General features: G+C 26.8%; 20 protein-coding genes. 1 reads left to right on the plus strand and 19 read right to left on the minus strand.

What is annotated here, in order from left to right; translation table 11 throughout:
* Window positions 1-32 precede the first annotated feature (32 nt).
* The 13 genes from J5A73_RS07785 to J5A73_RS07845 all read right to left on the minus strand — a co-directional run bounded on the left by J5A73_RS07785 (window position 33) and on the right by J5A73_RS07845 (window position 13,596).
* Window positions 33-1,013: a M48 family metallopeptidase gene (locus J5A73_RS07785; RefSeq protein WP_211614610.1), complete on the minus strand. Its 981-nt coding sequence runs from the start codon at window positions 1,011-1,013 to the stop codon at window positions 33-35.
* Between the two features lie 31 nt (window positions 1,014-1,044).
* The gene (locus tag J5A73_RS07790; RefSeq protein WP_211614612.1) at window positions 1,045-2,412 is read right to left on the minus strand and encodes a hypothetical protein; all 1,368 of its coding nucleotides are present in this window, start codon (window positions 2,410-2,412) and stop codon (window positions 1,045-1,047) included.
* A 12-nt stretch (window positions 2,413-2,424) separates the two neighbouring features.
* Window positions 2,425-3,192, minus strand: coding sequence for an NUDIX domain-containing protein (locus J5A73_RS07795; protein WP_211614614.1), 768 nt, complete (start codon window positions 3,190-3,192; stop codon window positions 2,425-2,427).
* Window positions 3,193-3,471: 279 nt separating this feature from the next.
* Entirely contained in the window at window positions 3,472-3,969 is a 498-nt protein-coding gene (locus J5A73_RS07800) for a GNAT family N-acetyltransferase (RefSeq protein WP_211614616.1), read from the minus strand.
* A gap of 281 nt (window positions 3,970-4,250) precedes the next feature.
* Window positions 4,251-4,886 carry an NUDIX hydrolase N-terminal domain-containing protein gene (locus J5A73_RS07805; protein WP_211614618.1) on the minus strand — a complete coding sequence of 212 codons (636 nt, stop codon included), beginning with the start codon at window positions 4,884-4,886 and terminating at the stop codon, window positions 4,251-4,253.
* Between the two features lie 230 nt (window positions 4,887-5,116).
* Window positions 5,117-6,214 carry an RNA-guided endonuclease TnpB family protein gene (locus J5A73_RS07810; protein ID WP_211614620.1) on the minus strand — a complete coding sequence of 366 codons (1,098 nt, stop codon included), beginning with the start codon at window positions 6,212-6,214 and terminating at the stop codon, window positions 5,117-5,119.
* Between the two features lie 145 nt (window positions 6,215-6,359).
* Complete coding sequence (locus J5A73_RS07815) at window positions 6,360-8,018, minus strand: AAA family ATPase (protein ID WP_211614622.1); 1,659 nt, start codon at window positions 8,016-8,018, stop codon at window positions 6,360-6,362.
* 120 nt (window positions 8,019-8,138) lie between these two features.
* The gene (locus J5A73_RS07820; RefSeq protein ID WP_211614624.1) at window positions 8,139-8,561 is read right to left on the minus strand and encodes a hypothetical protein; all 423 of its coding nucleotides are present in this window, start codon (window positions 8,559-8,561) and stop codon (window positions 8,139-8,141) included.
* A 655-nt stretch (window positions 8,562-9,216) separates the two neighbouring features.
* Window positions 9,217-10,392, minus strand: a complete 1,176-nt coding sequence (locus J5A73_RS07825) for a phosphopentomutase (protein ID WP_211614626.1) — start codon at window positions 10,390-10,392, stop codon at window positions 9,217-9,219.
* 73 nt (window positions 10,393-10,465) lie between these two features.
* Window positions 10,466-11,044, minus strand: coding sequence for a hypothetical protein (locus tag J5A73_RS07830; protein ID WP_211614628.1), 579 nt, complete (start codon window positions 11,042-11,044; stop codon window positions 10,466-10,468).
* A gap of 88 nt (window positions 11,045-11,132) precedes the next feature.
* Window positions 11,133-12,011, minus strand: coding sequence for a hypothetical protein (locus tag J5A73_RS07835; protein WP_211614630.1), 879 nt, complete (start codon window positions 12,009-12,011; stop codon window positions 11,133-11,135).
* Between the two features lie 21 nt (window positions 12,012-12,032).
* Window positions 12,033-12,254 carry a winged helix-turn-helix transcriptional regulator gene (locus J5A73_RS07840; protein ID WP_211614632.1) on the minus strand — a complete coding sequence of 74 codons (222 nt, stop codon included), beginning with the start codon at window positions 12,252-12,254 and terminating at the stop codon, window positions 12,033-12,035.
* A 16-nt stretch (window positions 12,255-12,270) separates the two neighbouring features.
* The gene (locus J5A73_RS07845) at window positions 12,271-13,596 is read right to left on the minus strand and encodes an ATP-binding protein (protein ID WP_211614634.1); all 1,326 of its coding nucleotides are present in this window, start codon (window positions 13,594-13,596) and stop codon (window positions 12,271-12,273) included.
* A gap of 59 nt (window positions 13,597-13,655) precedes the next feature.
* Between J5A73_RS07845 and J5A73_RS10700 the strand changes: the two genes are divergently transcribed.
* On the plus strand, window positions 13,656-13,784 hold the full coding sequence (locus J5A73_RS10700; RefSeq protein ID WP_256438635.1) for a hypothetical protein: 129 nt from the start codon (window positions 13,656-13,658) through the stop codon (window positions 13,782-13,784).
* Between the two features lie 48 nt (window positions 13,785-13,832).
* Here J5A73_RS10700 and J5A73_RS07850 read toward each other — a convergent pair whose 3' ends face one another.
* From J5A73_RS07850 to J5A73_RS07875, 6 genes are all read right to left on the minus strand, one after another.
* Window positions 13,833-14,558, minus strand: coding sequence for an endonuclease/exonuclease/phosphatase family protein (locus J5A73_RS07850; protein ID WP_211614636.1), 726 nt, complete (start codon window positions 14,556-14,558; stop codon window positions 13,833-13,835).
* Between the two features lie 63 nt (window positions 14,559-14,621).
* Window positions 14,622-15,350, minus strand: a complete 729-nt coding sequence (locus J5A73_RS07855; protein ID WP_211614638.1) for a DKNYY domain-containing protein — start codon at window positions 15,348-15,350, stop codon at window positions 14,622-14,624.
* 69 nt (window positions 15,351-15,419) lie between these two features.
* The gene (locus J5A73_RS07860) at window positions 15,420-16,133 is read right to left on the minus strand and encodes a DNA-3-methyladenine glycosylase (protein ID WP_211614640.1); all 714 of its coding nucleotides are present in this window, start codon (window positions 16,131-16,133) and stop codon (window positions 15,420-15,422) included.
* 176 nt (window positions 16,134-16,309) lie between these two features.
* Window positions 16,310-17,131 carry an SH3 domain-containing protein gene (locus J5A73_RS07865; RefSeq protein WP_211614642.1) on the minus strand — a complete coding sequence of 274 codons (822 nt, stop codon included), beginning with the start codon at window positions 17,129-17,131 and terminating at the stop codon, window positions 16,310-16,312.
* 118 nt (window positions 17,132-17,249) lie between these two features.
* Window positions 17,250-17,915, minus strand: coding sequence for a deoxyribose-phosphate aldolase (gene deoC / locus J5A73_RS07870; protein ID WP_211617399.1), 666 nt, complete (start codon window positions 17,913-17,915; stop codon window positions 17,250-17,252).
* A gap of 163 nt (window positions 17,916-18,078) precedes the next feature.
* A complete protein-coding gene (locus J5A73_RS07875) occupies window positions 18,079-19,287 on the minus strand; it encodes an ATP-binding protein (RefSeq protein WP_211614643.1) in 1,209 nt (402 codons plus the stop codon).
* Window positions 19,288-19,435 lie beyond the last annotated feature (148 nt).

The raw sequence follows: 19,435 nt of genomic DNA on the forward strand, positions 1-19,435 counted from the left end.
TCAAAATAACTCTTATATTTTTAATAATTAGATTATTTTTCTAGTTCTTTTATTATTTTATAAAGTTTAGTTTTTTCTAGTTCATTTACAAATTGTTTTCCTTCTTCTTCATCAATTGAAGTTACCATTGTTATTATCAACAAATATGTCCTTTCTGGTACAATATTATATCTTATTGCATCTTCTGTCATTTTTTCATTATTTGCAATATTTTTTAAATAATAATTTTTTATTTCTTCTCTAGTTTTCAAATCAAGTCCTTTTGATCCTTTTGAATTTTCTTCCATTAATTCATTAATTTTTGAAGCATGAAGCAAAAAATTAAAATTATAAACAAGTTCATCTACAACACCAAATTCTCTTTTATTTTGTTCAGATTGAAAAAAATCTTCTACAATTTTAAGATTTTCAACTTGCTTCTTAGAATTTTTTTCAATTTCTTCCAAATCCTTTTCATTTGTTGCCAAATCCTCAACAGTATCACTAAATTTTTTACTTTTACTCAATAAATCAATATCTGTGAGAACGATCTCTATCAATTTATAAACAGCCGGTCTGTCCTTATATTTTTCCTTAATTTTATCAAAATATTCTTGTGCTTTTTTCTTTTCCCCAATTTGATAATAATAAAATCCACTCATGCTCCAAGATTCAAAATCGGTAATATCTTTTTCTTTCAAATTTTCTTCAAGCAACTTTTTAGCTTTTAAAATACTTTGCGTATCACCTTTTATTGAATATATTGAAATCAAATATTGTTTAATTTGAATATTATTTTTATCCTTTTTTAATAACTTTTCTGCTTTATTAATCAAACTACTGATTTCATTTTTTTGTGGAATAATCGACATTCTACCTTTTGAATACAACAAGAAGTCTGATGTTTCATCAATTATACTTTGTTTTATTCCCCTTTTTGAAAGCGTTTCCTGAACAGATTCCCTAAGCGTGTATGCATTTGCTCCTAAACTTGTTGCTAAAAAAATTGTAATTGCAAAAATTAATTTTTTCATAAAATTTTCTCCTTTTTTCTATTTTTTAAATCTATAATTTTAACCTTTTATACAGTAATTTCTTTTCTTTTTTTGGTATTTTACTTTTTTCTATAATTCCTTTAGATTTTAAAATTTCCAAAATTTTCTTTTTATCATCCGATTCAAAATGAATAAAATCTTCAATTAATCCTTCATATTCTGGTACTTTTCTAAATACATATTTTTTTAATACTAATTTAGAAAGTTTACTTTTTAAAAGTTTTATCCAATTTTCTATCAAATCTGATTTTTTAATTTCTTGTATTTCATTTTCAACTATTAGTTCGTTCGTATAAGTTTTTCCCAAAATACTATCTATAAAATATTTAGATACTTTTTTTACACGAAGATAAACTATTCTCTGCTTTATAATAAAATATATAATAAATATTAAATTTAATCCTAAAAGTTGATAAAAACTCTCATAACTAAAATTCTGATATTTTAAATGATAAATTAAATAAATGATTGGTTCAAAAAATAAATAACAATTTGTCATTCCTGATGAAAAACCTCCTTCTATCTCTTTATAATTTATAAGTGCATCCCAATCTAAAATAAGGAAGATTATTCCTATAACTAATGAAATTATCCAATAATTAATTTGTAAACTTCCCATTAACATAAGCATAATTCCTGTAAATTGTAGACATAAAGGAATTAAAGTTATATAAAAAACATAGCCTGAAATTGCTTCATTACTTATTTTTTTCATTTTATATTTAAACATCATATTTTCTATATTTAAGAAAAATTGTTTTGAAAAAATCCAATTTTTCAAAATATTTTCATTACTATTTATACATAAACCCAAAATTTTGTTATATTTTAGAAAAAAATATTTTTTAATAAATTTTTTTATCCCTTTTTCTGAATTGGCTTCGTATTCTTTTAATATTTCCTTCGATTCACTTTTACCATTATTCATAAGGTTATATTTAAAAAAATCTTTTTCAAATTTATTTTGATTTAAAATTTTATCTATTTTATTCGCAAATCTCAAATTATCAGTTTCAACACACTTATCACCTTCAAAAATCAAACTGTAAATTTTATTTATATCTTGTGTCGTACATTCTTTTTTCAATTTATCAAAAAAATTTTTTCTTTCCATAAAGGAAAATGAAATATTTGATGATTCATAATATTCTTTTAATAATTTTTCTATCTCACTATTTTTAAAATATTGAAATTTTTCTGTTTCTAAGATTGTTTCCTCAATCTCTTCATCAACATCATCTTCTTCATAATCATTTATTGATAAATAATATTCAGGATAAAATTTTTTCAACGCTTTGTAATATTTATTATATTTTTCTCGATTCCAAAAAATTATATCTTTAAAATATTTAAAAATTTTAAATAATTTTATTTTCATAAATCCCTCTTTTTAAACTTCCATCTCAAACACATTAATCACAGGCGTTTCATAAGGATGAACCTCCTTAATCAAATAATACGCTAACTCACAAAATTCTTTTTTCACTCTAAATTTCATAATTTTCTCATTAGCAACACTTGATTTTCCAACTTCTCCATCAAAAGGATTCCCTCCTTCCAAAGTTTTCCAATGTCCAATTCCATCAATTGTAGAATAGACATCTGCATAAAAGCCTTCTGTCAAAAGATTGTATTTTTGTAAGTTTTCCACAATTTTTTCCACATAATTTTCTGGAACAAAAACTTCAAAACAACTATATTTTTCTTTAAATTCTAATTTTGAGCTCAATAAATTATCGTTTTCATAATTTAAAGTTAAATAAAAAAATGGTGTATTTTTAAATAATAATTCTAAAAATATTTTGTCGCCTTCCCACAATTTTAAATCAAAAATTTCTTTTTTGGGAATCCATTTTAAGTTGCCTTCATCACATTCATGCTGATTTCCTGAAAAATCCGAACTTGTGTAAAGATACATAAATAGCGGCTCATCATCGTTGTAATTAAAAATCACAAGTCCACGAAATTCATAACTATTCAATTCGTAGCCAGTTTCCTCTTGAACTTCTCTTTTTAAGCACTCTTCAGGTGTTTCCCCAGCTTCCAATTTCCCGCCAATTCCTAGCCATTTTCCTTTATTTATATCATTTTTCTTTTTAGTTCTATGTAGCATTAGATATTTTTCATCTTTTTCTAAATAACATAATGTTGTAATCACTTTTATCTCCTTTTTTATTTTATTTATAAAATATTATACCATATAGTTATATTACTTTAAAACTGAATTTTAAAAACTACATTTATCTTCTAACAAACAAAATACGATAAATCTAATTTTATTATTAAAATAAAAAAAGAACATTTAAGTTCTTTCATATTTTACATTTTTTCCATTTATTGCAATTTAAACTTCTGTCAATTCTCTTAATTCACTCCAATCTTTAAACAAATTTTTTATCAAAATAAATTTTTTCTAATTATAAAAAATCACCATCTATCAAAAATTTTCGTAAAAAATAATCCTCATATTATACCAAACCGCACCCCCATGAATCGACTCTGATAACCCTTCATTCACAAACCCAATCTTCTCATAAAACGGAACAAGCCTATCTTTACAAGTCAATACAACACCCTTTCTTCCATCACTTTTCACATCTTCCACAACTTTTCTCAAAACTTTCTCAGCATAACCTCTCCGTCTAAATTCTGGAAGTGTGTTCACTCCAAAAATCATCTGCCAATCACCATTTTCATCATGTAATTTAGGATTTTCAAACATTTCATCTGTCAAAATTTCATCATTCGTAGCCATCCCATTTACAAATGAAACAATTTTACCATCCTCATTTTCCAAAATCCAAAAAAAATCTGGATAAACTTCCAATCTCCCACGAAAACTCTCTTCAGTTGCCGCCTCTGTAGCTGGAAAACACTCTGCTTCTATTTTTGTCAATTCTTCTAAATCATTAATTGTCGCTTTTCTAATTCCCATTTTTTATTTTTCCTTTTCTAATTTTTTATAAACTTTCAAAATTAAGAGAGTACAAATTTCGTATAATAAAATAATTAATTAATTTATTTAGTTTACAGGTTTTAAAAAAATTAAATACTCTCAAAACTAATAATAATAATCTATTTTTTTACTTTCTAGAACAATTAGAATAAACAATATTCCTGTTTCTAAAAAATTTCAACTTATGAAATTTCAACTAATTCCTGACATTCTTTACCATGTATTATATTTTAAGTTTACACAAAATTATGGATACTCTCTTAATCAAAAACAACCTTCCATTTATCCCTATTTCTATTCGCCTCAAAGCACATTTTTACTTGCTCAGCCGTAATTTTTTTTGTTTCCAGTTCAGGTAATTCATCAATCCCAAAATATCTACTGCCAACCGTTTCAATATTTTTCTCAAATTTTCCACTCACATATTTACACAAAACAAATACTTTCGTTATACCATATGGAATCTTTCTTCCAAGACCTTTCGTCACATCAAGTAAAGCAATAATCATTTCAGCACTAGCCTCAATCCCAGCTTCTTCCTTAACTTCCTTCAACACATTTTCCTTCACAGAAAGATAAACATCTGCCCATCCACCTGGCAATGCCCATTTCCCATTACTTTCCTGAATCAAAAGAATCTTATCATCTTCAAAAATCACGCCTCTCACATCAATCTTAGGCGTCTGATATCCAACTTCATTACAAAATAAATCCTTTACCTTTTCTATCGAAATCTCAGTTTTGTGTGCCACCATTTCTGCTGAAATTTCCCTAATTCTCTCAAATCGCTCAATATCAAATTTATCTTTTCCATAAGCAAGTCCTGCTTGTGCTAGACTTTGAAGTTCAATTGCCCAGTCTAACCATTTTTGTTCTTCTTCTTCATTTTTATTCACTGATTATCACCCACTGTTTTAAAGTTATTACTTAACTGCTATTTTTCAAATTTTCTATAAATATCTAATTTATTTACTAAAAACTTTTACTTTCTTCCCATAAAATGCTATCCCTATCTGTGAACTACTCCCGCTTTTAGAAGCGGGAGCTTCTTGGGAAGTATCTGCTTTTGTTAGCCAAATATATTTACCAAGCTCTTCGGGTAGTTCCTACCCTGTTTTTTTATTTCCTAATATTTCAACATCAATTTTCCAATGTTTTTTATATTCAATGCCGCATTGTAATCTCTATCAATTTCAATCCCACAGCACTCACATCTATAACTTCTTTCTGATAATTTCAGTTCCTCTTTAACATTTCCACATTTACTACAAGTTTTCGATGACGGAAACCACTTATCTATCTTCAAAAATTGTTTCCCTAAAAATATCAGTTTATACTCAAGCATTCTCAAAAACATTCCCCATCCATTATCTCCTACACTTTTCCCAAAATTTAATGCCTGGCTCATCCCTTTCATATTCAAATCCTCAACAACCACAGCATTATAATCTTCAGACAATTTTTTCGATAATTTATGTAGAAAATCTCTTCGGCAATTTTTGATATACTCATGCAACTTTGATATTTTCGCTTTTTGTTTATACCAATTTTTAGAAAATTTTACTTTTCTCGATAATGATTTTTGTAATTTCTTCAATTTTTTCTCCAACATCCTAAAATATCTTGGATAATCAGCCCTTTGGTTTTCAGAGCTGACAAATAATTCAGACATTGAAAAATCAAGTCCAATCACTTTATCATTACTTGGTATTTTTTGAATTTCTTTTTCAAATTCCGTCAAAACAGAAACATAGTAATTTCCATTACTATTTGTCAATGTTACTGACTTTATCTTGTAATCTTTTGTTATTTCTCTATGATATTTTAATTTAACTTTTTTCAATTTTGGCAAAACCAAATATTTATTTTCTTCAATTCGTATTGAATTATTCACACAATTTGTCGTATAACTTTTAACATTATTCTTTTTAGATTTGAACCTTGGAAATTTTGCCCTCTTCTGAAAGAAATTCGTAAACGATCGTTTTACATTCAATTGAGCATTCGAAAGTGCCAAACTGTCTACTTCTTTTAGAAATTGATTTTCACTTTTCAAACTGGCAGGTGTAATTATTTTATTTTTTCCAGTTTCTTCATAAAATTTATTCGCAGTATACAAAATTTTGTTGTAAACAAAACGAACACATCCAAAAGTCTTATTTATCAATAATTCCTGATCTTTATTTGGATAAATTCTGTATTTGAATGCCAAATTATATTTCATAAAATTACACCTCCTTTTGATTTTGAATATTATTTTTAATTATTTCTTTAGAGATTTTATCATTAATGATTTCTCTTCGATATTTTATACAAAAATTGTATCATAAGAGTATCCTTTTTTCAATTTTTTTTACAAAAAAAGCAATTCATCTCCCACTTATAGAAGTCAGAGACTTCTTGCTATCTTTTGTTAAAATTTTTTTTATTCCTCTAGCCTTTAATCTCGTGTCATATTTTTTCTCATCAATCTGTTTTAGAGCTTCTTCTGCCTTTAAAGTCATCCTATTTTCCGTTTTAGAAATTTTAAATTCCATTAAATACGCTTTTTCATTGCTTTTTATTGGAATCATCGCAAGATCATATCTTCCATATCCGCTCTCATTATTTGAAATAATTTCATATTTTCCCATCAAAAATCCTACAAGACCTATCATAAACACTTGATAAATTTTCTCCATTTCACTATCCAAATCAAAATGACTAAGCATATTTACCATTATTTCACCTAATGTCTTTTCAAATTTCTTAATATCTCCACTTTCTAATGCTTTTATCAAAATACTTGTTTTCAATTCTGTTCCAAAAAATCTATTTAAAAACATATTCCCAAAATATTTTCTAATTTCCTTATTTGGAATTTTTAAATTATAAATATTTGTATATTCTGAAGTTTCATCAATTTCAATTTGTTCTTTAGCCTTTGTCAAATATCCGCTATACAAAAACAATTGCCATATTTCGTCATCGTTACTCAAAAGACTTTTTATCGTTGTCCCATCTGAAATATATTTTTCAATACTTTCTCCATCAGTAAATCGCTTTAAATCTGTATAAACATCTTCTCCCGCTTGATCTAACATATTTTCTAAAAGTGTATTTCCAGAAACATTTGCCCAATATGCTTTTATTTCTCCATTATCAACATAATTTATGATTGACCAAGGATTATAAACTCTTTTATCTCCAAAAATATATCCATTATACCATTCTTTAACTTCTTCAATTTTATATTTCATTTCAAAATAATCAAGCATTTTAATTACTTCACTTTCAAGAAGTCCAAAATACTCTGAAAATTTTTTATTTAAAATAGTATCTACCTTCAAATTATTTAATCCAGAAAAAATCTCTTCCTTTATAATCCAAGTTATCCCAGTCAAAATCCCATATTTCAAAGAATCATTAGTTTTTAATGCCGAACTATAAAATACTTGAAAAAAATTTATTGCTTCATTGTAATAACCTTTATCAAAAGCATTAATTATTGGTGCATCATATTCGTCTATTAAAATTATTACTTTTTTCCCATAATATTTGTAAATATAATTTGATAATAATTTTAAAGCAGTTTCATAATCACCTTTTTCCTCTTCATAAAATATTTTATCAAATTTTATTTTATCTCGCTTATTCATTATTTCTCTCATATCTTCAAATTCAGCATACAAATCAGAAATAAAAGATTTTAAATTTTCAAAAGTATCTTCCCAAGTATCCGCCCTTAAATCCTTCAACGAAACAAAAATAACAGGATATTTCCCTTGCTCTTTCATATATTCGCTACCAAATATCTTCAATCCCTCAAAAAGTGTCCTATTCTCATCTTTATTTCTCACATCAAAAAAATACTTAATCATCGACATATTAAGCGTTTTTCCAAATCTTCTCGGTCTTGTAAAAAGTGTCACAGCAGCTCTATTTACAAGAATATCTTCTATTAACATTGACTTATCTACATAATAATAATTATCTTTTATTATATCTTCAAAATTTTCAATTCCTATAGGTATTGCTTTTTTCTCCATAAAATCCCCCTTAAAATTTTATTTATTTCTCATATCTATCTGTCTAATCATTTTTTTATATTTTATTTAAGATACCAAAAAATTTTTTGTTATTATCTTTTTTTATGAATGGGATTATATTTAATCTGCTAACTCGCTTTTTTTATCCCACATACCGTCTTTTATATAATAAAATATCATTGAAACTAATAATTTCATTGTGATACCAAAAGATAAGACATCTCTACTATTTTTTTTAAATACATTATTAGATAATTCTGTATAATTTCTTATTATCATAAACATAAATCCATTAAATAGTACATATAATAATATTATTACAGTTATTGAGATTAACAACCTTTTTCTTATAACTTGTGTTATTTTCTTTTCAGAAAAAAATTTTAAAAAAACAAATACATATAGTTGTTCCAGTAAAAGTATTACGAGTCTTAAAATAATAAACCACTTATAGCTATTCTCATTACCTAAATCTGATATTTTCATATTTTTAACATTTAAGAAATTCCAAGAATCAAGTTGAATATAGATAACTAATGCCATAAACATTAGAAACATTACTATACCAAATTTTTTTATAAATATTCTAATTCCTAAAATTATCATCATTATATATGCTATAAACAACACAATCATGATAGAAAATATGATATAACTTATATTTAAATTTTTGTTGCACCAAAAATAAATAAATAAAATTAAAATTAAAACTGGAATTCCAATTTTTAAACAATAATTTTTTTTCCTATTTTTCGAATTTATATTTTTTTCAATTTGATTTTTAATATTTTTGCCCTTTTTATTTTCAATTTTTTTTAACAAATGAAACCGTTTGATGTGTCGCATCAGGCTTATCCACATAAACTTTTTATTTTCAATTTTTTTTAACAAATGAAACCACAACGAGAATAGTAATAATAATATTGGTAATATTATTATTATAAGATCTACAATAGGTAGTGGAAACTCTTTTATAGGAATTATTAATAACTTGCATCTAAGACAATTGACTAAATTAAAAAGACAATTGACTAAATTAAAAATTTTTTTTTTGTATATATAGCATTTATTATCAAAAAATACAGAAGAGCATACTCCCCATACAATAATAATTACAAAAAGACATTTAAATTGCCAGCTCCATTTTTCTTCTTTTTCTAAACTCATATTCTTCCTTTCATTATATAACATTTTTTATTTATAAAATCTCTTTCGCAAAACTCCCCTCATTTTCAGTTCCCAATAGAAGTTCTTCAACAGTTGCCGCAATATCAGCAAAAGTTTTTCTAGTTCCAATATTTACATTCTTTTTAACATTTTTTCCGTAAATCAATATTGGAATGTACTCTCTTGTGTGGTCAGTCCCTTTATAAGTAGGATCATTTCCGTGATCGGCAGTGATAATCAAGATTTCATCATCTTTCAAGTTTTTTTCAATTTCAGGCAACCAATTGTCAAATTCAATCAAAGCATTTACATAACCTTCCACATTTCTTCTATGCCCATAAACTGCATCAAAGTCAACCAAATTAGTAAAAATCAATCCTTTTGTATCTTCTTTCAATGCCACAATTGTTTTTTTAATTCCATCCAAATTATCCTGATTAGCTTTTCTATTGTCTGTAATTCCTTTTCCATTGAACAGGTCGCTCGTTTTTCCAATTCCAACTACATCAAGTCCAGCTTTTTCCAATCTTTCAAGCATTGTTTCTTTTGGCGGATCAATCGAAAAATCGTGTCTGTTTGCAGTTCTTTTAAATTCTCCAACTTTTTTACCAACATAAGGTCTTGCAATTACCCTTGCTACAGGCGATTTTTCATTACAAATTTCAAGTGCAATTTCACATGCTTTGTAAAGTTCTTCAAGTGGTATAATTTCTTCATTCGCAGCAATCTGAAACACAGGATCTGCCGAACCGTAAACTATCCAATTTCCAGTTTTAATTTGTTCTTCTCCATATTGATCAATCGCTACAGTCCCTGAAATTGGCTTATTCAACATAGCTTTTCTTCCAGTTTTTTCTTCAAATTCCTTTATAACTTCATCTGAAAATCCATTTTGATAGTTTGGAAACGGTCTTTCCAATGGCACACCAGCAATTTCCCAATGTCCAGTCGTAGAATCTTTTCCATGCGACACCTCAATCGCTCTTCCATAGGCCCCTTCAGCACTTTCCACAGCTGGAGTTCCTTCAATCTCAGTAATATTTCCAAGTCCTAATTTACCCATATTAGGCAAACTCATTCCACCATGAGCTTTCGCCATATTCCCTAAAGTATTTGATCCGCAATCATCAAACAAATTCGCATCAGGCAATTCTCCTGCTCCAACACTGTCTAAAACTATTATTGTTATTCTTTCTATTTTTTTCATTTTTTATCTTCCTTTCTTTTTTATTTAATTATATCTTTTATCTGTTTTAAAAGCAATTGATTTTAAGATTTTTTTATTCATCAGAACCATAAACAATCATTAATAAATGTTCTTTGTACCGTATTATTCCAGCTGAAAAAACATTATATGCATAAAATTCACTTAAAATATCTTCATATTTCTTTATCGCTAAATAAAAATTTACAGGCTCACCAAACCAATGTGTTATTTGATAAAAAAAATGTCTTACATTCCAGTATTGTTCCTTTTTATCTGCTTTATTTTCTAAATTTTCAATTATTTCCTCAACAGTAAATTCTGTTTGCAATTTAATAAATTCAGAAATTCTATCGTAACCAGTTTTTGTTTCATTTTGTTTTATCAGCTTTTCGTATTTTCTATTTTTTTTGAAAACAATGTTCAATTTTTCCAATTTTTTTCTAATATTATCATCTTTTTTTTCAGATGAACTATTTGCATAATATTGCAATAATTTTTTCTTTATTATTTCATTCAAATCATTATTTTTATCATTATCAATAAAAAATGTATCAATATATATTGCCGTATATTCAGGACAAATCTTCATCCCATTATTCCAACACATTGAAACACCTTCAATAAATCCTTCAATGTAATCCTTATTCTTCATTGTAATAATTCCTTTTCAAAATCATTATTTTTAATAGAAAATATAAACATGTGTAATATTCATATAAATACATACTATTTTTATAATTTCAATTATCATATTTTTTATAATTTTTAGGCATAACATTATTCTGAAAATAATAATAATCCCTTTTATAAAAATAATTTTCATAATTAATCACTACTTTTTCATCTGTTTCCAAAAAACTGTCTACAATATAAATTCCTTTTTTCTTTTCAAATATTGATATACTGTAATTACTATATCTTTTCATAATATAATCTTTTCTAAAAAATTTTATCATAATCATCACTAGTAATAATATTATTATTACAAATAGTTCAATCATTAATTCTAAATCCCCCCAAGCAACTCCAACCGAAAAAATTGATACTATGCTAAATATTGAACAGCACAACATATGAAATCTTTCAAAAATTGAATATTTCACATATAATTTTTCTCCATTCACTTTTTCACGAATTTCTTTTTTTGGATAACCTATTTTCTCCAACAAATATTCCAAAATTTCATCTTTATTTTTTATATCACAAAAAACATAACTTTTCTCATGATTATTTTCTATTGAAACATCAGTTATCAAATTGCATAAATACTTATAAACACTTATTGTACTGTCAAAATTCAAAAGAATATCATAAGAACTTAGTATATTTTTTCTCACTATCAATTTTTTTATATCACTATATTCAATAGTTTTCTCAAAAAATATACCTTTTATTTTCACTTCATAATCAAAAAAATCAAATTTCATCTTACTTTTAATAATCATTACCAAAAGAAATCTATAAACAAAATAACTTATTCCAATAACCAAAAAAATTATTCCAACCTTTTCTTTTTTATTAAATAAAATATCAATTCCTCCTAATAAATGACTTAAATATATTACTAGAAAAAATATATCCCACATATTAATTTCAAATTTTGAATATTTTATTTCCATATAATTTATCTCCAAATTTTATTATTTCTTCCTATATCTTCTCCCTTTTCTCTCTCCAATCGCTTCCAAAATCCCACCTTTCACAAGTTTATTCAAAAATCTTCTCGCCGTAGAATCCGAAACATTCAAAATCTTTTGAGCCTCACTATTATCAATATAATTATTTTTCTCAAAATATACTTTTAGTATTTTCAACCTTTGAAACTCTTTATCAGTCATTTTATCAGTCAAAATATCAGTCATTTCCCAACATTTCTAACTATCCCTTATCATTTCTTTCTTTTTCCACAATATTTCCAATTTCCTCTGCCATATACAACGGTAAATTTAACAACCATTCTTCTTTTTTATAATCATTCATTGATATTCTTACTGATATTTCGGGGTTATATTTTTCTTTATACATTTTCAAACTTTTTGCTTTCAAATTTACTTCAGCTTTTACTTCGACAGGGATTACACTTTCTCCATTATCTAATAAAAAATCAATTTCACATGAACCACGGTCATTTGTGTAATAATATGTATTCAAATTTTCAATTGTAACAAGTTGCTGCAGCACATATTGTTCTGTTAATGCTCCTTTAAATTCAACAAATAGTTTATTTCCTTCAATAAGCGTACTCTGATTCAATCCTGTCATGCAGGTAAGAAGTCCTGTATCAAGTAAAAATAATTTAAAAGCCTTTAAATCCTCGTATACTTTTAATGGAAGTTTAGGATTATTAACCCTGTTCACTTTATAAATAAGACCACAATCAATAAGCCACATTAATGCCATTTCATATTCTTTTGCCCTCGCACCTTCTCTAACCAGACCATAGATAAACTTTTTATTTTCTTTTGCAAGTTGTGATGGAATACTATTCCATAACATTCTCAATCTAGGCACAATTTCATTTGGAGCATGTTTTGAAAAATCCTGTTCATAAGCTAAAAGTATACGCTTTTGAATTTCCCTTACTTCATTAAAATCCTTATTTTCCGAAAAATGAAGTACACATTCAGGCATTCCACCTACAAAATAATAGTATTTAAGCATATCTATAAATTTTTGCTTAAACACTTTTATCATCTGATAATCATTATTTTCAACAAGTTTTAAAAATTTTTCATTCCCTGTGGCAAGTAAAAATTCCTTAAAAGATAAAGGATACAACTTTAAAAAGTCAATTTTCCCAACTGGAAATGATGTTCCCTCATGCAGTGCAACTCCTAGCAACGAACCTGCACAAACAATATGATACTGCTGTGCATTTTCGTAAAAATATTTAAGGCTGGAAATTGCTCTTGGAACTTCCTGAACTTCATCAAAAATAATCAAAGTTTCTTCAGGTACTATTTTTATTCCACTATAAAGCTCAATCCCCATAATCAGTCGCTCTACATCTAAATCTGTTTCAAACAATTCTTTCATATTAGAATTAGAATCAAAATTTATATAAACTGTATTTTTATAAGCCTTCTTTCCAAATTCCTTCATAAGCCAAGTTTTCCCCACTTGTCTTGCCCCTTGTATAATCAAAGGTTTCCTATTTTTCTTATTTTTCCATTCATAAAGATTTTCAATAGCAATTCTATACATAAAACACCTCTTTTTATAACTTTATGTATGAAATATAGCATATTTCAACAAAAATTACAATGAAAAAATGTAGATATTATACACTTTTTACAACGAAAAATGTAAATATACAACAAAAATTACAACAGCATTCTCAAAAACTTGTAAAAATTATTTCAAAAAATCTTATCAAATCAAGTTTACGATAAACCCATTATTTTAATAAAAGAAAAATCTCAAAATCATTCCCAACAAACTTACTCCACCTCAAAAACCGCCATATACGGCAAATGATCCGACAACTTAGTCCAATCCCTTGAATCATCATTAATATAAAAACTCTTTTTCACTTTGTAATCTGCACCCTTTTTCACCATCACATAATCAATTCTAGCCGTTTCAAGTTCCCTATTTTCTGAGTTATTATTATTTTCCAAATCTTTACCCTCAAAATAGCTGTCATTCCAATCTTTCCTAATTTTCGCATAATATTCTGTCGTTGGTAAAAGATTAAAATCTCCACACAAAAACTTCACATCGCCCTTAAATCCCTCAATTGCAGTAAACAAATCATCCAATTCCTCATTTTTATTGTCCAAACTGTTATCAAGATGTGTATTCACAACTAAAATTTTCTTTTTAAATTTTGAAGTATTCAATCTAGCCGCCAAAACTTGCCTTTTTTCCTTGCTTTTTCCAGGTAACTGATGAATGTAAATATTTTTCACATCATACTTTGAAATAAACGCAATTCCAAACTCACCTTTATCAAAATCCATTGTTTTCTGAAAATAATGATAATGATAACCCAATTCCTGTGCCATTTCCTGTACAATATCCCGAAATTTGCTTCTTTTTGTATTTCTATCAACTTCCTGAAGTCCGATAAAATCTGGATTATACTTTTTTAAGCTCCGAGCAAGTTCCCTTCCATTGGTAAGTCTTGCCCCAAAAATATTGTATGTTATAATTCTAAATTCCATTTTTGTTTCCTATCTTTTTTATTTTATCTGTAAAAAAATTAATTTTTCTTTGATTAAAATCATTTATTCATAACTTTGATTTTTATCTTTTCCATCTCCATTAGGAAGCACTTCAAATGTATTATAATCCGCACCTTCTAAAATTTTTCCCTTAAAATAAATGTTTTTATCGTCTTTTATAAATTTTTTATTCAAGAATTTGACTTTATCCTTATTAATTCCTTCTATTTTATGAATTTCGTAACTTATACTTGCATCTGTACCAAGACAGTCTGATTGTATTATTTCTATATAATACACATTATATTTATCTTTCCCATAAAACGAACTGTATTCTATTTTTTCTGATAAAAATTCAAATGTTTCAGGATCTTTAATTTTTCCATCCTTCCAAAATCCTAAACTACGACTCCCACTATAAACACTATTTTTATCTTTTGCATATTCTTTATTTAAAACTTTAAAACTTACAATATCAGCAAGAATTATTTTTCTATTTTTATAATAAATTTCGTTATCATTTCTCCAATAATTCCATCCCAATTTCTCAAAATTTTTAATTTTTAATTTTTTTATTTTTTTACCCCTATAATAAACATTCTTATCATCTTTCAAAAGATTATCTCCTATCAACTCAGCAGTTTTCGGATTTGCTCCTTTTAAAATTTTACTTTCATAATAAACCTTATCTTTATCTATCGAATAATATTCTCCTATAATTTGTGCAACATCTCCAAATCCCACATTTGCCAAAACTAGAAATAACAATACTTTTAAGATATTTTTCTTCACATATTCTCCTTTCGATTCAAATTCAATTTTATAAATTTCTTTTCAAACAAAAATTACAATAAAAATATCTCACTCCCAAACATCATCTTTCATATCCGCTTTCCTCATCCCCGAAACAAACCTATTTCCTTTCACAAAAAATCTCAACTTTTTCTCAGTCCAAACACCTTTATTCGGAACTCCAATTCTCGCAGAAACACCTATTTTCTTAGGAATTTTAGCATTTTCAAAATCAAGATACAAATATTTCTCATCTATTTTAGAAATATCATATTTAATTTTAAAATTTTTATTCTCTAATTTTTCAGAAAATTTTTCAATTTCAAACATATTTTCCTCAACAATCTGAATTTCCGTCTTATAAAATCTGTCGTCAATTCCAAACGCCTTTGTAAATTTTCCTGGACCATTACTCACTAAAATTCCACATTTTCCACGATTTTCTTCCATTCTTTCAACATTCAAAATTGGCTCTATAGCTCTAATTAACACACTTTGCGGATTTCCTTTCTCACAAGTCACAATATTTAACATTTTATGAGAGTGTATCGAGTGAATATAAACAGTTCCAGCTTTTTCAAACAATGCTTCTACTTTTGGAGTCCGTTTTTTCCCATAACCGTGAGCCGCTCTGTCAAATTCACCCAAATACGCCTCTGTTTCAACAATGTATCCAGCAAATATCTCATTTTCACTTTTTGAAATCAAAATTTTCCCAAGTAACTCCTTTGCTACCGTAATCGTGTCTTTCTTGTAAAATTTCTCTATTTCTTCAAAAATCATTTTTTCTCTTCCTTTTTCTATATTTCCATACTATTTCCCATTAGATAGGAATTCTATTTAATGAGAGATCAAAATTCCTTAGCAAAAAATAAATAAAATATTTTCCTATTTTTCAAATGATATTTAGTATAAAATTTTTGTATGAAATTCTTATATTTTCAAATATTTTCAAATTTTTAATCAATATATTTTTTCAACTGGCTTTTATGGATAAAACCTCGATATTCCTTTGCTTTTGAGAGTTTATTACTTTCATCAGGATACTCAACATCAAAAACATAATACCAGTCTCCATATTTTGTAATATATTTCACAACAGTTCCATTATCCATTTTTGAAACAATTTTTGATTCTTTTGTCGGTTTTTCACGCAAATTCGCATATCCATCCTTTGAACTCACTTCATATTTTTTTAAATCAAAAGGTTCATTAGGATCTGAAAATTCTTCTTCAGAATCCTTCGATTTTTTCGTTTTTATTTCAGTAATTTTCGATTTCGCACCATCAACTCTCTTTAATTCTGTAGCATAAGCATAAACAGTCGTAAAATCACATTCTGTATACGGCAAAACTTTTTTTATCTTAACTGTCGCTGGAACTTCAAATTTCCCTTTACTAATTTTTTGCATTTTTTTGTACTCTTCTGGAAAACTTTTCTTCAATGTTTCAGTTATAATTTTCTCATCCTTAGCTGCTTCCTTTTCATAATCCACATTCACATCTGGATTATTATAGTCAAAATCTCTAAGCCTCAAAACTAAGGGTTTCCCATTCACAATATCCTTATTTTCAGGATAAAACAGCATTTCGCCATATCCAGTACCCGAGCAAGGCACCTCTGGATCACTTTTATCCCAATCCATCTTAAAAATCCCTCTTAAATTCAAAATTACACCGTTATCAGTCAATAAAATTTCTTGAGCATTAGTATTTTTTCCAAAACTAATTACAGAAATCAATAGCAAAAATACAAAAAATAAATAATTTTTAATTTTCATCTTTCCCACCTTTTTTAGAAAATTTATTATTTGTAAAAATTATAATTTTTTGACAAGGGGTATTGACCCCTTGATATCATAATTTTTTTATTCAAAGAAAAAAATACTTTTTCAAAATTTAATATCCAGAACTTTTGTTTTCAGCCCCAGTTACAATCGCAATTCCAGAACTTGTTCCCAATCTTTCAGCACCCAATTCAATATATTTTTTCGCAGTCTCAAAGTCTCTCACTCCACCACTTGCCTTAACTTTAGCCTTATCTCCAACTGTTTTTTTCATAAGTTCCACATCTTCAAATGTAGCCCCTCCAGTTCCAAAACCTGTCGAAGTTTTCACAAAATCAGCATTCGCATTAACAGCCAATTCACACGCCTTCACTTTTTCCTCATCAGTCAAATAGCAAGTTTCAATAATCACTTTCAAGATATTTTTCCCAATCGCTTCCTTAATTCTTCTAATTTCGTTTTCCACCAATTCATAATCCTTATCTTTCAATGCTCCAACATTAATAACCATATCAATTTCTGAAGCACCATCTTCAATCGCCTTTTTCGCCTCGAATACCTTTACATCAGTCGCCATAGCCCCCAAAGGAAACCCAACTACTGCTGCAACCTTTACATCACTATCCTTAACTTGACTAAAAGCATACTCAACATTTGCCCCATTTACACAAACTGAATAAAATCCATATTCCCTCGCTTCATCGCACAATTTTTTTATATCTTCTCTTGTAGCACTCGCCTTCAAAATTGTGTGATCGATAAATTTGCTTATTTTCATCATTACCATTCCCTTCTTTAATTTTTTATTTATTGTTTTTATTCTACTTAAGTATACCTACTTTTTTTCTTTTAGCAACACTATTTTATATAACAAAAAATACTGAAAAATATTATTTTTAATCAATATTGTTCTTTACAATTATTCAATTTTTACGGTTAGCTTATTTTACTAAAAATTCTATCAAATTTACATGCTTTATCCCATTTCTTGACATATCAAATTCATCCATCGACAGCACATATTTTGGATAATTGTCTTTAATATTTTCTAAAACTGAAAATTCTCTTTCTTTTGTATCTTCTGATGCCAGTAGATAACTCACCTGAATATATATTGTTTCATCATTTTTTTTACAGACAAAATCTACTTCAAGATTATCTACCTTTCCAATTTTTACATTATATCCTCTTCTTAACATTTCAAAGTACACAATATTTTCCAGTACTTGATTTATATCTTTTTGATTATTTTCCATTATTGCTTCCCTTATTCCATGATCAGCTATGTAATATTTTTCATTCACATTCAATATCTTCTTTCCTAATAAATCATTTCTAGCAACTCGGTAAACTAAAAATGCCTCTTCACATGCTTTTATATAGTTTAGTATTGTCTCTGTTGCAACTTTTCTATTCTCGCTTTTAAAAAATTTAGAAATTGATGTTGCTGAAAATGTATTTCCAATATTCATAACAACATAATTTATTATTCTTTCAAGCAAATCTGTATCTCTAATATTATTTCTCTGGGTAATATCCTTTAATATAATGGAAGCATACAAATCCTGTAAATATTGCATACTTGCTTCAAAATTATAATCCAAATTATGAAGAAACGGCATTCCTCCAAATTTTATATAGTCTTGAAATGCTTCTTTTAAATCTATTTCTTTATTTTTCTCTTTCATAATTTCAAAAAATTCTTTAAATGAAAACGGATACACAACAAATTCAATATATCTCCCAGCCAGATATGTCGAAAGTTCCCCTGAAAGCAGCTTGGCGTTTGAACCTGTGATATAAATATCAAAATTAAAGTCTTCATCCACCCTCAAAGAGTTCACACATCTTTCCCATTCTTCCACTTCTTGAATCTCATCTAAAAAAATATAGTAGCTCTTATATTTATCATCAACCTTATTTAAAATAAAATCATACAATCTCTCATAATTTTTTAGATTTCTATATTTCAAATTTTCAAAATTAATATAAATAAACTGATTTTCATTTATTCCTCTATTCTTTAATTCCTCCATTAAAAGCTTCAACATAACCGATTTTCCGCTTCTTCTTATTCCTGTCAAAACCTTTATCACATCTTTATCAATAAAAGGTACTATTTGTTTTATATACTCATCTCTTTTTAACATCTTATCACCTCTTTTCAATTATAACTTACAAAAAAATAAAAATCAATATTTTTATCAGTTATATCTAACAAAAATATCTTTTTTTATAATTTTATCAGTTATAACTTAGTAAATAAATACGAAAATTTAAAAAGATTAGCTTTCACTT

Origin of the sequence: Leptotrichia sp. oral taxon 218, from assembly GCF_018128225.1 — a bacterium.
In the GTDB taxonomy this organism is placed as follows: Bacteria; Fusobacteriota; Fusobacteriia; order Fusobacteriales; family Leptotrichiaceae; genus Leptotrichia.

What these genes read in the sequence shown, in the direction of transcription:
- J5A73_RS07810 (WP_211614620.1), bottom strand. Translation starts at nt 6,214, where the DNA reads ATGAAATATAATTTGGCATTCAAATACAGAATTTATCCAAATAAAGAT.
- J5A73_RS07790 (WP_211614612.1), bottom strand. Translation starts at nt 2,412, where the DNA reads ATGAAAATAAAATTATTTAAAATTTTTAAATATTTTAAAGATATAATT.
- J5A73_RS07835 (WP_211614630.1), bottom strand. Translation starts at nt 12,011, where the DNA reads ATGGAAATAAAATATTCAAAATTTGAAATTAATATGTGGGATATATTT.
- J5A73_RS07820 (WP_211614624.1), bottom strand. Translation starts at nt 8,561, where the DNA reads ATGGCATTAGTTATCTATATTCAACTTGATTCTTGGAATTTCTTAAAT.
- J5A73_RS07850 (WP_211614636.1), bottom strand. Translation starts at nt 14,558, where the DNA reads ATGGAATTTAGAATTATAACATACAATATTTTTGGGGCAAGACTTACC.
- J5A73_RS07845 (WP_211614634.1), bottom strand. Translation starts at nt 13,596, where the DNA reads ATGTATAGAATTGCTATTGAAAATCTTTATGAATGGAAAAATAAGAAA.
- J5A73_RS07800 (WP_211614616.1), bottom strand. Translation starts at nt 3,969, where the DNA reads ATGGGAATTAGAAAAGCGACAATTAATGATTTAGAAGAATTGACAAAA.
- J5A73_RS07875 (WP_211614643.1), bottom strand. Translation starts at nt 19,287, where the DNA reads ATGTTAAAAAGAGATGAGTATATAAAACAAATAGTACCTTTTATTGAT.
- J5A73_RS10700 (WP_256438635.1), top strand. Translation starts at nt 13,656, where the DNA reads ATGAAAAAATGTAGATATTATACACTTTTTACAACGAAAAATGTAAAT.
- J5A73_RS07830 (WP_211614628.1), bottom strand. Translation starts at nt 11,044, where the DNA reads ATGAAGAATAAGGATTACATTGAAGGATTTATTGAAGGTGTTTCAATG.
- J5A73_RS07840 (WP_211614632.1), bottom strand. Translation starts at nt 12,254, where the DNA reads ATGACTGATATTTTGACTGATAAAATGACTGATAAAGAGTTTCAAAGG.
- J5A73_RS07825 (WP_211614626.1), bottom strand. Translation starts at nt 10,392, where the DNA reads ATGAAAAAAATAGAAAGAATAACAATAATAGTTTTAGACAGTGTTGGA.
- J5A73_RS07815 (WP_211614622.1), bottom strand. Translation starts at nt 8,018, where the DNA reads ATGGAGAAAAAAGCAATACCTATAGGAATTGAAAATTTTGAAGATATA.
- deoC (WP_211617399.1), bottom strand. Translation starts at nt 17,915, where the DNA reads ATGAAAATAAGCAAATTTATCGATCACACAATTTTGAAGGCGAGTGCT.
- J5A73_RS07865 (WP_211614642.1), bottom strand. Translation starts at nt 17,131, where the DNA reads ATGAAAATTAAAAATTATTTATTTTTTGTATTTTTGCTATTGATTTCT.
- J5A73_RS07860 (WP_211614640.1), bottom strand. Translation starts at nt 16,133, where the DNA reads ATGATTTTTGAAGAAATAGAGAAATTTTACAAGAAAGACACGATTACG.
- J5A73_RS07785 (WP_211614610.1), bottom strand. Translation starts at nt 1,013, where the DNA reads ATGAAAAAATTAATTTTTGCAATTACAATTTTTTTAGCAACAAGTTTA.